Annotated in this window: 16 protein-coding genes and 1 tRNA gene; 9 read left to right on the forward strand and 8 right to left on the reverse strand. The window is 40.0% G+C overall.

Features of this window, described 5'->3' with window-relative positions; translation table 11 throughout:
• Positions 1-43: 43 nt before the first annotated feature.
• The 3 genes from ACV3PA_RS09125 to ACV3PA_RS09135 are packed head-to-tail and all read right to left on the reverse strand — an operon-like array spanning position 44 to position 1,977.
• Positions 44-520 carry a dihydrofolate reductase gene (locus ACV3PA_RS09125; RefSeq protein ID WP_053453683.1) on the reverse strand — a complete coding sequence of 159 codons (477 nt, stop codon included), beginning with the start codon at positions 518-520 and terminating at the stop codon, positions 44-46.
• Positions 517-1,311 carry a thymidylate synthase gene (locus tag ACV3PA_RS09130; protein WP_456124482.1) on the reverse strand — a complete coding sequence of 265 codons (795 nt, stop codon included), beginning with the start codon at positions 1,309-1,311 and terminating at the stop codon, positions 517-519. Before ACV3PA_RS09130 ends, ACV3PA_RS09125 begins: the two co-directional genes overlap by 4 nt.
• Positions 1,312-1,359: 48 nt before the next feature.
• The gene (locus tag ACV3PA_RS09135; protein WP_053453681.1) at positions 1,360-1,977 is read right to left on the reverse strand and encodes a hypothetical protein; all 618 of its coding nucleotides are present in this window, start codon (positions 1,975-1,977) and stop codon (positions 1,360-1,362) included.
• A 227-nt stretch (positions 1,978-2,204) separates the two neighbouring features.
• Here ACV3PA_RS09135 and ACV3PA_RS09140 point away from each other — a divergent pair, with 227 nt between their 5' ends.
• Positions 2,205-3,875: a glycoside hydrolase family 13 protein gene (locus ACV3PA_RS09140; RefSeq protein ID WP_456124483.1), complete on the forward strand. Its 1,671-nt coding sequence runs from the start codon at positions 2,205-2,207 to the stop codon at positions 3,873-3,875.
• A 64-nt stretch (positions 3,876-3,939) separates the two neighbouring features.
• On the opposite strand, the gene ACV3PA_RS09145 is transcribed toward ACV3PA_RS09140, so the two are convergent.
• The 3 genes from ACV3PA_RS09145 to ACV3PA_RS09155 form a co-directional block, all read right to left on the reverse strand.
• The gene (locus ACV3PA_RS09145; RefSeq protein ID WP_053453679.1) at positions 3,940-4,296 is read right to left on the reverse strand and encodes a PilZ domain-containing protein; all 357 of its coding nucleotides are present in this window, start codon (positions 4,294-4,296) and stop codon (positions 3,940-3,942) included.
• A gap of 60 nt (positions 4,297-4,356) precedes the next feature.
• The gene (locus ACV3PA_RS09150; protein ID WP_053453678.1) at positions 4,357-5,055 is read right to left on the reverse strand and encodes a queuosine precursor transporter; all 699 of its coding nucleotides are present in this window, start codon (positions 5,053-5,055) and stop codon (positions 4,357-4,359) included.
• A 126-nt stretch (positions 5,056-5,181) separates the two neighbouring features.
• Complete coding sequence (locus tag ACV3PA_RS09155; RefSeq protein WP_053453677.1) at positions 5,182-5,664, reverse strand: GNAT family N-acetyltransferase; 483 nt, start codon at positions 5,662-5,664, stop codon at positions 5,182-5,184.
• Between the two features lie 202 nt (positions 5,665-5,866).
• On the opposite strand from ACV3PA_RS09155, the gene ACV3PA_RS09160 reads away from it, so the two are divergent.
• Positions 5,867-6,181, forward strand: coding sequence for a hypothetical protein (locus tag ACV3PA_RS09160; protein ID WP_023468579.1), 315 nt, complete (start codon positions 5,867-5,869; stop codon positions 6,179-6,181).
• A 40-nt stretch (positions 6,182-6,221) separates the two neighbouring features.
• Positions 6,222-7,013, forward strand: a complete 792-nt coding sequence (locus ACV3PA_RS09165; protein WP_456124484.1) for a class I SAM-dependent methyltransferase — start codon at positions 6,222-6,224, stop codon at positions 7,011-7,013.
• A 55-nt stretch (positions 7,014-7,068) separates the two neighbouring features.
• On the opposite strand, the gene putP is transcribed toward ACV3PA_RS09165, so the two are convergent.
• Complete coding sequence (putP, locus tag ACV3PA_RS09170) at positions 7,069-8,541, reverse strand: sodium/proline symporter PutP (RefSeq protein WP_053453675.1); 1,473 nt, start codon at positions 8,539-8,541, stop codon at positions 7,069-7,071.
• Between the two features lie 259 nt (positions 8,542-8,800).
• The gene (locus ACV3PA_RS09175) at positions 8,801-9,988 is read right to left on the reverse strand and encodes a MalY/PatB family protein (RefSeq protein ID WP_456124485.1); all 1,188 of its coding nucleotides are present in this window, start codon (positions 9,986-9,988) and stop codon (positions 8,801-8,803) included.
• A gap of 156 nt (positions 9,989-10,144) precedes the next feature.
• Here ACV3PA_RS09175 and ACV3PA_RS09180 point away from each other — a divergent pair, with 156 nt between their 5' ends.
• The 6 genes from ACV3PA_RS09180 to ACV3PA_RS09205 all read left to right on the forward strand — a co-directional run bounded on the left by ACV3PA_RS09180 (position 10,145) and on the right by ACV3PA_RS09205 (position 14,561).
• Positions 10,145-10,342, forward strand: a complete 198-nt coding sequence (locus ACV3PA_RS09180) for a hypothetical protein (protein WP_023468575.1) — start codon at positions 10,145-10,147, stop codon at positions 10,340-10,342.
• Positions 10,343-10,427: 85 nt separating this feature from the next.
• A tRNA-Thr gene (locus ACV3PA_RS09185) sits at positions 10,428-10,498 on the forward strand.
• 89 nt (positions 10,499-10,587) lie between these two features.
• On the forward strand, positions 10,588-11,475 hold the full coding sequence (locus ACV3PA_RS09190) for a helix-turn-helix domain-containing protein (RefSeq protein ID WP_053453608.1): 888 nt from the start codon (positions 10,588-10,590) through the stop codon (positions 11,473-11,475).
• A 7-nt stretch (positions 11,476-11,482) separates the two neighbouring features.
• A complete protein-coding gene (locus tag ACV3PA_RS09195; RefSeq protein ID WP_053453607.1) occupies positions 11,483-12,373 on the forward strand; it encodes a helix-turn-helix domain-containing protein in 891 nt (296 codons plus the stop codon).
• Between the two features lie 12 nt (positions 12,374-12,385).
• Positions 12,386-13,267 carry a helix-turn-helix domain-containing protein gene (locus tag ACV3PA_RS09200; RefSeq protein ID WP_053453606.1) on the forward strand — a complete coding sequence of 294 codons (882 nt, stop codon included), beginning with the start codon at positions 12,386-12,388 and terminating at the stop codon, positions 13,265-13,267.
• 427 nt (positions 13,268-13,694) lie between these two features.
• Positions 13,695-14,561, forward strand: coding sequence for a helix-turn-helix domain-containing protein (locus tag ACV3PA_RS09205; RefSeq protein WP_456124486.1), 867 nt, complete (start codon positions 13,695-13,697; stop codon positions 14,559-14,561).
• The last annotated feature ends 12 nt before the right edge of the window (positions 14,562-14,573 follow it).

Genomic DNA, 14,573 nt, shown 5'->3' on the forward strand with positions numbered 1-14,573 from the left:
CCACGCAGTTCCGGTATTCGGAACAATGTGGCTGGTTTTTTAGTTACTGATCGTATCGACGAATGATGAACGGGTAATCGTTTCCCTCGACGGCGTCATAACGTGTTTCAGAAGTGATCTGAAAGGAAGACGGGATCTCAGGATAATGAACGTCTCCAGAAAGAACCGCATCAATTTCGGTTACGTACAGACGTCGAATAAGAGGAAGTGTTTGAGCGAACAATTCTCCTCCACCAATCAAAAAGACTTCTTCTTCTGAATCGACATACGGTTGTAAAGCGGATAGATCATGCCAAATCGTGACGCCTTCTGCTACAAACGTTTGATCGCGCGTTATGACAATGTTCTCTCGACCGGGCAACGGACGTCCAATTGATTCGAACGTCTTTCGTCCCATGATGATCGGTTTGCCAATCGTCGTACGCTTGAAGTGTGCCAAATCAGCTGGAAGATGCCAAGGCATCGCATTGTCACGACCGATGACACGGTTTTTTGTATACGCTACGATATGTGTAATCATACAGCTACCACACCTTTGATATGCGGATCTGGATCATAGCCTTCAATGATGATGTCTTCGAAGCGGAAGTCTTCGATTCGCTCGACTGTTCGAGCGAAACGTAAAGTCGGTAATTTTTTTGGTGTACGCGTCAACTGAAGATTGACTTGTTCAATATGATTTGAATAGATATGAGCATCACCAAGCGTATGAACGAAGTCACCGACTTCAAGACCGCAGACATGAGCAATCATATGTGTCAGTAAGGCATAAGATGCAATATTAAATGGTACACCAAGGAAAACGTCAGCTGAGCGTTGATACAGCTGGCACGATAGTTTTCCATCAGCTACATAAAACTGGAATAAGAGATGACATGGAGGTAAAGCCATCTCATCGACTTGACCAGGATTCCAAGCGCTGACAACCAAGCGACGGGAATCTGGGTTTGTTTTAATTTGTTCGATGACTTGTGCGAGTTGATCGACCGTCGTACCGTCAGGACGTGGGAAAGAGCGCCACTGTGCCCCGTAAACAGGACCCAAGTCTCCATTCTCATCCGCCCATTCGTTCCAAATACGCACACCATTTTCTTGTAAATAACGAATATTCGTATCGCCAGAGATGAACCAGATCAACTCATGGATGATCGACTTCATATGTAACTTTTTCGTCGTAATGAGCGGAAAGCCATCTTGAAGGGAGAAGCGCATTTGATGACCAAATACGCTGAGTGTTCCCGTTCCCGTCCGGTCTTCTTTTTTTGTTCCGTGTTCCAAAATGTGTTCGCAAAGTGCATGATATTGTTCCATCGGATGACAGCTCCTTTTAAAAAAATCCAAACTTCATTGTACCATAAATTAAGATTTCGAGGATGCCGGCAAATGTTTTGCAAATAGGTAACGGAATAAGCCGAAGAGAGGAATTACGTCCTGCCATTGCAACGTTTGTGCATTGCGCAGACGTATTCTTCTTAACAGATAGACTTGAAGAATATAGAACAATAATAGATCGACGGTCATCGTCCGGACGAATTGATTGGTTTTAAAATACGTAAGGAAAATACTCCAATCGGACCGAGCGAGGGCAATCCAAAGCAATAAAGTCGTCACGACACTGAGTAATGCTACGACGGTCGGAATCCAGCCTCGACGACGAAAAGGGAGAAATGTTTTTCTTGGAATAGCGAGTGCAACGTAAGGCATTAATACGAAAGCACCTAAAAAGAACGACCCGATGCTTGCAACGAGCGGGCCAGGACGCATGAATCGCTTTTCATCTAAGAATAATAAAAAGAAAGCGAATGGGTAGACACCGAGTAAGGAAAATAAACTTAAAACGGATGTATCAAACTGACTTTGGTCAAATCGTAAAAAAGAAATCAAAAACCCTTCCGGAAAAACACGGTTATTTCCAAATAACAAAATGAATACAATAGCAACTGCCCACACTAGGAAAAGTAAATACCGACGATACATTCGTCCACACTCCTTTCTCATACTTTTCTTTCCCGTCAACATGACGTTCATAAACACAGGTAGTTTATATTTCATGATACCAAATAAGTTTCAGTTCTCGCTTGAGCGCCTCTGAGGGACGTGTTAAGATGACGTTGTGAGAATTGAAAGCGCTTTTAAATTTTTGATGCAATCGTTTGCTCAAATTGTGGCACGATAAGGTACATAAAAAGGAGAGTGTGTAGAGGATGGAACGAAAATGGTGGCATGATAGTGTCGTTTATCAAATTTACCCACGTAGTTATAACGATTCGAATGGGGATGGGATCGGTGACTTAAACGGAATCATTGAAAAGTTGGATTATTTAAAAAAACTTGGTATCGACGTCATATGGTTGAGCCCTGTCTATGATTCACCGAATGACGATAATGGATACGATATCCGGGATTACGAAGCAATCATGAAGGAATTTGGAACGATGGATGATTTTGATCGTCTTTTAGATGAAGCACATGCACGAGACATCAAAATCGTCATGGATCTCGTCATTAATCACTCGTCGGATGAACACCAATGGTTCGCTGAATCACGTCAAAGTAAAGACAATCCATATCGAGATTATTACATGTGGCGCCCAGCCAACCCGGACGGTTCTCTGCCGAACAATTGGGGCTCGATTTTCTCAGGTCCAGCGTGGGAATATGATGAAGCAACGAATGAATATTACTTACATTTGTTCTCGAAGAAACAACCAGATTTGAACTGGGAAAATGAGCAGATGCGTCACGATGTATATGGCATGATTCGCCGTTGGTTGGATCGAGGGATTGATGGATTCCGAATGGATGTCATCAACTTGATTTCGAAGACACCAGGATTACCAGATGCAACCGTTCATCCAGGAGCATTGTATGGAGATGGTGGAGAACATTATATCAACGGACCACGTGTCCATGAGTTTTTACAGGAGATGAATGAAGCATCGTTCGGAAAGTATGATGTCCTGACAGTCGGTGAGATGCCAGGAGCAACAACGGATGATGCAATTCTTTATACGGACCCGGCACGTCAAGAGGTCAACATGGTCTTTACGTTCGAACATATGGATCTTGATTCAGGTCCGAATGGGAAATGGGATGTCATTCCGTTTGATTTGCTTAAACTAAAGCAAAACTTCACCAAATGGCAGACGGCGTTACATGAGACGGGCTGGAATTCACTTTATTGGAACAACCATGACCAACCACGTGTCGTCAGTCGATTTGGTAATGACTCGACGTATCGCGTCGAGTCAGCGAAAATGCTTGCTACACTGTTGCACTTATTAAAAGGGACACCATATATCTATCAAGGCGAAGAAATCGGGATGACGAACGTCGCTTTTGAGGATATCGCTGACTATGAAGATATCGAAATTCGAAACATGTGGAAAGAACGAACAGAACAAGGAGCTTCACCAGCTGAATTGTTACGATCGATCCACATTAAAGGACGTGACAACGCTCGGACACCGATGCAGTGGAATGCGTCGGAAAATGCTGGTTTCTCGACTGGAACACCATGGTTGAAGGTAAATCCGAATTATCCAGAAATCAACGTCGAACAAGCACTAGCAAATGAGCAATCCATTTTCTATTACTATCAACAGTTGATTCGTCTACGACACGATCATGAACTCGTCGTATACGGACGATATGAACTAATACTCGAAGAACATCGGGAAGTATACGCGTATTCGCGAACACTCGAAGGCGAAACATGGTACGTTTATTGCTCGTTTGCAGATCACGATGTAACCATTCCAGTTGCGCATGATACGTCAGACCGTGTCATCGGGAATTACGATGAGGTTGAGGTGTCAGGAGAACTCATACTTCGACCGTACGAAGCAGTCGTCTTCCGAACGTTTGAGGGGTAATTCTACTAACAAAAAAAGAGACACTGCTCATGAACGAGCAGTGTCTCTTTTGATCATTGTGTTATTATCGCTCCAGTTGAGCAACTTGTTTAACTTGAGCGATGATCGTCTCACGATCTGTCGTTGAAGGATTAAGGCGGATGCCGTACAAACTCTCGGGACCGACCGGTTTTTCGTGTAAGAGATACCCTTCAATGCAGAGTGGCTCTTGACCCTCGATCAATGAGAACTCCACGACGATTTTCATTGATTTTTGAAGTGGGAGTTTCAGTGCGGTACTAATAGCTAAACCATTTGGTGAGATGTTATGAATTTTCATTAGTCCGTTCGGTGTACGTTGTTCGTTTTTTAATAAATAAAATTCGCCTGTTATTGGCGTTTTTAACGTATAGCGAAACGGTTCATTTCGTTTGATTTTCATGCAGGCACCTCCACCTCTATTATCCGACAATTTCGTCAAGTCATCTAGTTCTTTTTTACGTTACGCTGCAGCATCTGTCGACTGTTTCGTCGGATGAATTCGTTTTGCCCAATACATGAATGGTGTTGCAAACCAAGCCACGACGAATTTTGCAAGATATGTCGTCAAGAAGATTTGCCACCAAATGGAGAAGGGCATATCGTGAAAGGCAATCGCACAAAACGTCAACGTATCGAGTAACTGGCTTAATACGGTTGAACCAGTTGTTCGTAACCAAAGTTTCCGTTCGCCTGTCTTCTGACGGATCTTCGAATAGATGAAGACATCAAATAGTTGCGAGACGAGATAAGCCGCAAGACTACCAACAGCAATCCATGGTAAGAGTCCGAACAATAAATGTAAGGAATCAGATGTTTCAAGTGCTGCCTTATCCGCAAGCGGTGTATAGAAGAGACTAAATTGCATGAGGACGGTCGTCGTGATCAGGGAGAAGAAACCCATATAGACCCCTTTACGAGCGACTTTCTTTCCGTATTTTTCATTTAGAATATCTGTCGCAAGATAACAACTACCATACACGACGTTTCCTAACGTAAAGACGAAGCCAAAAATATCGACGGTTTGAGTAACTTGGATGTTTGCGATGATTGTTGCGATGGCAATCCACATCAACAATCCGGTTTTTCCAAAAAGATAATAACTGAAGACCAATAATCCCATCGTCAAGAAGATAGAAGGGATCCATAACCATTCGTTCATGAGGTGTACTCCTTTCTGTTCATACAAATGAAAATTTTACGCTGAAAATGATCACCTGTCAAAGGCGATGGTATGTTAGAAGCCGACAAAAAAAAGACCATGAGCTCATGGTCTTTCAAACGTTCTTTATCCGAGTCGTTGCAAAGAATACCGACGACGTCTTCCTTTGACGTAATAGTTCTCTGTCCATGTAAAATCGTTCAATTCTAGAATCCGTTTCGCATAAAGAGCGTGTGGTGACTGATCGAGTACGCGTGCGCGTACTTCGTGGCGATCTAGTACCTGCGAATGTGATAAAGCTTCTGCGACGGCCTGCGTAGCTAGACCTCTATGAGTGTAAGAATCAAACACCATAAAATCAAGTTGGAAATAGTGACCCATTTTTAAAAGCAGAACCCGTCCAACGATCGTATCTGCTTCAACGATATCAAAGTAATAATCTTCAGGATAACTGTGCTCGACGGAATCAAAAGCCCGCTCTTCTCCAAGCTCATGGTCATACCCTTTGATTTCTTGCGGAGTCAGTCCATATGCTTGCTCGCCATACTTCAAGAAATGTTCATACTCAGCTTGATCGACATGACGTAATGCTCGACGTCTTAATTCCATCACAAAATCCTCCTTCAACGATTGATGCCTCGTTTACATTATAGCGATACCCTCCTTGCAATTGCAAAAATTAACTGGAACCAATCCGCAGGAAGAAATTTAAAAAAAGTCAATTTGTAATCATCTTGTGATTGTTTTAATTGCCTCGGAATATGGTAAAGTAATGATGTAGACAACTGCATACTGGAAGGGGCTGGAAAACGTGTTCACAGAACGTGACGGAATCAAATTGCGTCTAGAGCAAATCGAACGATTGTATTCGGACTTGAATCGTGAAGCGAAACAATTGACGGAACGCTTACGCCAATTAGATGAACAAGGGGACGAAGTTCAACATGATCTTTCCCTTAACAAAGAAGACCGCGATCATTTGAAATCAAGCATCGATGAGACACTTCAAGCACTCATGAAGCGGACGACGGTGGATGCAAAAGTCGAACAGGAAAAGCAAGAAGACCTGATTTCGAAAAAGGCATTGATTGAAGACATCGAAGGATTATTAAAGAAAAAGAAATGAGCTAGCTCCGGCTGGCTTATTTTTTATGGAGGAAAGAATTATGAAACCAACGATTGGACTGACGACGTGTCTTCGTCCGACCGAAGACGTCCGCCATCGTGTGAAGCAGCTATTAGCGGATGAGATGATTCATTTCGTTTACATCACGCGTAAGAAGAAAGGGATTGAACAATTACAGCAAGAAACAGGATTACCTGTACTTGTCGTCGATAAACAACGACTAGAGCTTTATCCACTCGGAGAGAAGATATCATTCTTTTTTCATCCATCAAGTGCCGTCTTTCGCATTAAACAAATCGACGCAGGTGGAGGAGATCCACTAGTTACGATCGGTCGTTTATCTGAAGGAATGCGTGTGCTTGACTGTACACTAGGTCTTGGTGCAGATGCGATCGTCATGAGTCATGCCGTTGGTGAGACGGGACAACTCATAGGACTCGAGAGTCGAACTGAGACCGCTTTCGTTGTCAAACAGGGGTTACAGCGCTGGGAAGAGTCCTATTCGCCAATCAATCAAGCGATGCGACGAATCGAGGTTCGAATGGAACATCATTTGGAGTTTTTAAAGCAATGTCCTGACGATAGTTTTGATGTCATCTATTTTGATCCGATGTTTGAACGGACGGTATCGGAATCGACGCATCTCGATCCGCTTCGAACGCTTGCAAACTATGAAACGTTATCAGTTGAAACGATCATGGAAGCAAAACGTGTGGCGAGCCAGCGTATCGTCCTTAAAGCGCATTATGAGAGTCCACTATTTGAACGCTATGGGTTTGGACGAACAAAGCGTAAGACGTCAAAGTTACATTATGGTGTCATCGAATTGTAAGACCAAAAAAGACCTCTGCCGTTTGAACGGCAGAGGTCTTACTAGTTGTTGCTAATTATTGAACTGCGTCTTTTAATTCGTCTTCCATCTCTTCGAACGTTTCCTGAACAGCATTGACTGGTTGTTTCGTCATTAAGCTGACGACAACTGTGAAGATCAAGCTTGTGAAGAATCCAGGAACCATTTCGTAAAGTGTCGTGCTAAGTCCGAGTTGGACCCAGATGATGACGGTCAAGGCACCTGAGATGATACCAGCTAACGCACCTTGTTTCGTCATGCGTTTCCAGTAAAGGGAAAGTAAGATGATCGGACCAAAGGCAGAACCGAATCCAGCCCATGCATAACCGACAAGTGCAAGAATCGTTGCTGACGGATTCCAAGCGAGTACACTTGCGATGATGGCAACGACAAGAACAGCAATTCGACCTGTTAGAACGAGTTCTTTATCTGATGCATCTTTTTTCAAGAACGTTTTATAAAAGTCTTCTGTCAACGCACTTGATGTGACAAGCAATTGTGACGAAATCGTCGACATGATTGCAGCGAGAATCGCAGCCATCAAGAATCCTGTGATATACGGATGGAACAGAACATCTGAGAAACGGATGAAGACTGTCTCTGGATCGCCGAGTCCATTGCCTTGTCCTTCAAAGTAAGCAATACCGACAAGTCCTGTCATCATCGCACCTATGATTGAGACGAACATCCAACCGATACCGATACGGCGGGCACTTTTTAAGTCCTTGACAGAGCGAATTGCCATAAAGCGGACAATGATGTGTGGTTGACCAAAGTAACCAAGTCCCCAGGCAAGGAATCCAATGATTCCGAGAATCGTTGTCCCTTTAAATGGATCAAACAGCGAAGGGTCTAGGTTTTCAGCGTAATTGTACGCACCATCAACTCCACCAACGTCTGTTAATGCGACGATCGGTACAAGAACGAGTGCGACAAACATGATACAGCCCTGGACGAAATCGGTCCAACTAACTGCGAGAAAACCGCCGAAAAGGGTGTAGGCGATTACGACCGCAATCGTCAAGAGCATACCATAGTGGTAATCAAATCCAAATGAGCTGACGAATAATTTTCCGCCAGATACGATTCCAGCTGATGTGTAGAACGTAAAGAAAATGATAATGACGAGTGCTGATACGGTACGAAGCACACGTGATTTGTCTTCAAAACGATTCTCTAAGAAATCAGGGATCGTAATGGAGTCGTTTGCCATTTCCGTATAGAGACGAAAACGTGGAGCGAGTACAATATAGTTCACGTAACATCCAATCAATAATCCGAGTGCTAGCCAAAGTGCTGAAACACCTGTTGCATACATGGCGCCGGGAAGTCCCATGAGCATCCATCCACTCATATCCGATGCACCAGCAGATAGTGCTGTAACACCAGGACCGAGATCGCGTCCGCCTAACATGTAATCTTCTGTATTCGTCGTTCGCTTGTAGGCAAAATAACCGATTGCCAACATGAGAACAAGATACAGGATGATCGAAATCCATTCTTGCGTCATAAAGTTAAATCCTCCAAATGCAATAGTTTTTTTAGCGAAAAAGCATGTAACACCTCGTTCGCCAAATGATATGTTCCCCACCTTACAGGGGATAAAACGACTTTGCAAGTCACGTCAAATTCATGAAAAGTGCCGCCACGCCTAGTGCCTTAAGGGGTCGGGACGCTTTTAGTCCCTATTAAAGTTCATCAATTTCGAAAATTATGAATACTTAAATAAAAAAGAATGACCCTAAGAAATTAGGATCATTCGTATCATGTTAATGGATCCAAAACCGTTGATATGCGGTGCTTAAACGGTCTAATGCTTGATCTAATTGCGCACGAGGGCATCCGATGTTTAAGCGCTCAAATGTTTCGCCACCTGATCCGAACGAAGAACCGTGTGTCAAAGCGAGTTTTGCTTCTTTGACAAGCCAGTCGGCGCGCGTTTTATTATCGAGTTCAAGAGCCTTGAAGTCGATCCATAAAAGGAAAGTCGCTTCTGGAACAACGACTTCTAATTTCGGCATTTCTTGACGAATACGTTGAACCGCATGGTCACGATTGCCTTCTAAATAAACAAGTAATTGTGAGAGCCACTGTTCACTCATAGCATCACCGTATGCTGCTGTGATAGCAGTTGAAGCCAATGCATTGGGATGAACGAAATGGCGTTGCTGGACTTTCTCGATTCGTTGACGAATCGAAAGATCGGGTACGATCAGATAAGAGGCATATAACCCAGGAATGTTAAACGTTTTAGAGGGAGCGCTGACTAAAATCAGTTTTTCATAATCAAAGGCAAGTATAGGTGTATGCGCGGAACCTTTATAAACAAGATCGGCATGGATTTCATCAGATACAAGATAGACATCGTGTTGCTTCGCTAACTCCACGATTTGAGATAACTCTTCTTTCGAAAAGACTTTACCACTTGGATTGTGAGGACTACAAAGAATCATCATCTGTGCTGATTGCATTTGTTGCGCAAGGAGAGCAAAGTCAGTTCGATATGTTTCGCCTTCTAGTTCGCCTTCTAGAAGGAGCGGGTTTTCAACAATCTGTCGTTGATTGGACTCGATGATCTGGTGAAATGGAGGATAGACAGGTGTCTGGATGATGATTTGATCATCTGGTTCAGTCAATGCAAGTAAAGTATGTGCAAGTCCAGGAACGACTCCGCTTGAGTAAAGAATCGATTCGGCTTTGACGGGAATATCATATCGTTTTTGAAACCAGTGAAGAATAGCTTGCTTTGCTTCATCTTCGAACATTGAATAGCCGAAATGACCAGTGGCAGCACGTCTAGTCAATCGTTCTGTCAGATGATGTGGCGGACGGACATCCATATCAGCGACCCACATTGGAATCAATTCATCTGATCCATAAAGCGAAGGGAGTCCGTCCCATTTAACGGATCCCGTATTTCGTTTCTCAATTTGTTCATCGAAATTGGTCTGTTCCATCAGACTTCACTTCCTGTTCTTTTTAAGTTTTTCTACTCTATTTCACCATAGCGGATGAAGAGAGTGTCGGGCAAGTCGGAAAAATAAAGGTTTAACTTTTATTCGATAAGGAAATTACTAACTTCGAACCTACCATAACGGAACGGAGTGATGATCATGTTGCATTCTAAAGTAGTCGTCGGGCGATCGCCTGAAGAATTAGAGGAAAGACTAAACGAATTTTTTGAGAATAATGGTGTTGGGTCAAACGCCATCATTACATTAAAGTTTTCAACATTCGTCGCGTCTAAAGCGGATGAACATTATTCAGTTTTAGTCGTCTATGATAACTCGTTAACGAAAACAACACTGTAAAAAAGTGACAAGAAGTTGAGCGGTAAACGTATCAACTTCTTGTTTTGTTTTTCTTTGTAAGTTATACTAGAATCAGATTTTCTAGGCTTCCGTAGGTTAATGGCAGACCTCAGCAATGGTAATGCTGCAGTGCGAGTTCGATTCTCGCCGGAAGCATACACGCGTCTTTCGTCTCAAGTGATATATACTTGAAACGGAAGACTTTTTTTGTGAGTTCGTTATTTTTGATTTGAGGAGTGACCCACATGCATCCAGTCATTCATTCCGTTGGCGATAAAATTAAGCAAGAAAGAAAAAAACAGAGAATGACACAAAAAGATCTTTGTGAAGGAATTTGTAGTCAAGCTGAGATCAGTAAAATTGAAAACGGTCGGAATTCTCCGACGATCGATTTGCTCCAGCAGATTTGTCGAAGACTACGTATACCGATGTCGTTATTTTTTGAAGATGAAATCGTCTCACAAAAATTGAATGAGATTGATCAAAAGATGATTCGTCATTTACGAGAAAAGACTTACTCAAATATGGCAAATGATTTAGAGTTATATAAAAAATCAAATAGCGCTATCGAAATTCAAATTTTAATTCGATATCATCAAGAATTACTAGAGTATGAGAGAGGGAATGTTGATTTTCGGACATGTATCGCCTCATTGTTGCAAGTGGTGAGACTGCAGGGAGTTGAAGAAAAGTCATTTCTTCTGTATACAAGAATTCAAATGGTAATTGCTGTTCTCTATACGAATCATGAAGAATACACACATGCTCATCAAATTTATAAAGAACTGCTAACGTTATCTTATCAAACACGAGAATATAAAAAGATTCGAATGAAAATCATGTATAATTTCATAAGAAATTTAGTTGATTCTGAACGCTTCGAAGAAGGATTACAGGAAGTTCAGCAAGTGATCGAAGAGACGAAACAACTACAAGATTTAACGTACCTCGGGCAGTTCTACTTTCAAAAAGGTATTCTTTTAGAAGCGTTAAACTTATCGGAAGTTTCTGTGAGAGAAGCTTATACGACTGCCTATTCTTTTTTTATTGCGACAAAGAACTATTCGTACCTAAAAATTCTTAATACGTATTTTTTTGAGAATATCTTATTCCCGATAGATGAAAGTGAGTGAACAAACGATGATAGATTTGACAACTTCATCGATTGGCAAAAAAATTAAGATGTTACGATTAGAAAAAGGGATGACTCAAAAGGAACTATGCAAAGGCATTTGTAGTCAAGCTGAAATTAGTAAAATCGAGAATGGAAGAAACACTCCAACAATTGATTTATTACAACAGATTTGTAGAAAACTACGAATATCCATTTCTTTATTTTTTTCGGATGAACAAGTTTCTCAAAAGTTGAACGAAATTGACCAGCAAATGTTACGTCATTTTCGAGAAAAAACATATGGAGAAATGTCAGCGGAGTTAACTCATTATTCCAAATCAACAACTATATTTGAAATTAAAATTTTTCTTCACTATTATCAAGTCCTGCTTGAATATGAAAGAGGAAATATTGATTTCCGTTCATGTATTACATCATTGCTTCAATTAGTCGCGCAGAAGGAAATCATGAAAAAGTCATTTCTGCTTTATATTCGAATTCAAATGGCAATTGCAGTTCTATATACGAATCACGAAGAATATACGCATTCTCATCAAATTTATGAAGGCATATTGAAAATGCCTTATCAGACTCGTGAATATAAAAAAATTAAAATGAAAATCATGTACAATTATTTAAGGAACTTATATAGACTAAAGCGATTCGAAGAAGGATTACGGGAAGTAGAGCAAGTGATTGAAGAGACAAAAAACTTGCAAGATCTCACGTATCTTGGTCACTTTTATTATCAAAAAGGTTTCTTTTTGGAATCCTTACATGCCGCTAAGAATGATATTAGAGAAGCATATACGATTGCCTATTCCTTTTTCATTGCAACAAACAATCATGCTTACCAAAAAATCCTTGAAGTACATTTATCAGAACTGTTGTTATTCCCAATAGATGAAAGCGAGTGAGAAATGATGAATATGAATTCACTAACTTCATCGATTGGTACAAAAATAAAACAGATACGTATCGAAAAACAGATAACACAAAGCGAACTGTGTAATGGCATTTGTAGCCAAGCTGAAATTAGTAAAATTGAGAATGGTTTAAATTCACCTACTGTAGATTTGATACAGCAAATTGCCATTCGACTAAAAGTTCCGATTGCACTTTTATTCGAAGAGCTTCAAGCGAACGAAGAAATGGAATACTTTGATCAGACTGTTTCAGAGTTACTTCGAGAAGAAGCGTATGAGCAAATCAAGCAATACATTTCTAAGTACGACGATAAGGAAAATATAGAAATCATCATACTAAGTGAATATTTTCAAATCATTGTCGGCTTAAAGCAAGATCTGTTTGATTTTAGAACTGCGGCTTCCTTATTAAGTAACCTTCTAATTGAATGGGATGTTCAAAGCGAATCAATTCCCCTATTTATTCGAATTAAGACAGCGATTGCCAATTTGTATGCAGAACATGATCTATTTCACTTAACGAAGAGTGCTTATTTAGATATTGAAGTTTTATTAGAGAACCTTAATAGTTCGTTATATGTTACTTCTTTAATCAAGATTTATTTTAATCATGCTCAAATTCTTTTGTATCAAGATCTGTTTGAAGAATCTAAAGTATATATTCAAAAAGGAATCGAATTATGTTTAAGCCATCAACAAACCTTTCTTTTAGGGCACTTGTATTTTCAATTAGGTAACTATCAAGAGGCGGTTGGAATAGATTCGTTTCAAAAAACCTATACAGTTGCCTACACCTTGCTGCACGCATTTGAGTTTAAATCGACCAAACAAAAGGTTGTTGAATTAAAAGAGGAACACTTATTATTCACTTTTGAGTCGACGTAATGCACTTCTTTACATGATTATCCGCTTAAATTCAATGTATAGAATACAATACTGTTATTCTCCAAATGAAGTACTCTACTCTATATATTGTCCTCTTTGTGAATGTAAAGAATGTGCTAACCTTCTTGCCTGTCAAGAAGGTTTTTTTCAAAAAATATAAAATTGATTTATTTCAGTTAGATGGCTGAATGAGTCGCATATGCTATAAAGATAGCTTAATTTTTTTCGTTAATCGAATGATTTATCACAGAAAAAATAGTACGAGCATCTGAAATCAATCTGGATTTTTCTAAAATGAGAATATTATTTTCACAATAAAGCAATTTCTAAATATTAACAAAAAGATATTAGAGCGGACTTATATTTTTAATGAAATATTAAGTACGTTGCTGATTGAACACAAAAATGGAGAAAAGGAGTAGAAAATGTGGAAATCGAAGCATTCGGTCAACATATCAAAAAACTACGTATTGATAGAAATTTAACGCAAACAGAATTAGCAAAGGATGTATGTAGCCAAGCAGAGTTGAGTAAAATTGAAAATGGAAAGATTATGCCGACGATAGATATTGTTCAACGGTTATCTCAAAATCTCCATATTTCAACGGCTCAGCTCTTCATTGATCTGAATGAGACAAGTCTATTTCAACAATATGATATACAATTGTCTGATTTTTCTAGAAGACACCGTTATGATGACATGCTTGATTTCATCAAACAAACACCGAATGATTTACCTTCATCTGTTCAATTATTGGTTCGTTATTTTGAGTGGATAGCTCGTGAAGGCAAAAAAGATATCGATTATCGAACTTGTATTTCTCAACTACTCTACTTATCAGATCAAAAACAAATGGAAATCGAATATCCTTCCATTTTCTTAAGAATCAAAATGTCTGTCGCAAACTATTATTATTTAAATCATCATTATCAATATGCAAGAAAAGTATACGAAGAATTATTAGAGTACGATTATTTGACATATGATTTGATGAAACTAAAATCTAAAATCATGTATAATTTTGCGCAGCAGCTATATTTTCAATCTGATTTTAAAAAGGGACTACAAATAACAGAAGAAGGTATCCAATCATCTCTTGAGAGAAAAGATACGTCATTGTTAGGTCATTTTTTTTATCAACGAGGTTGTTTTTATGAAGAGTTAGAATACTCACGTAAAGACATTCAAGAAGCATTTACTCACGCGTACACCATATTTCACGCATTAGACAATCATAATCACGCTGAAATAGTATTAAATGGTAAAGGCGATTTTTTATACTTTGAATTTTAAAAATAAGTGAAG

The organism is Exiguobacterium sp. EA-TM-5 (assembly GCF_053878415.1).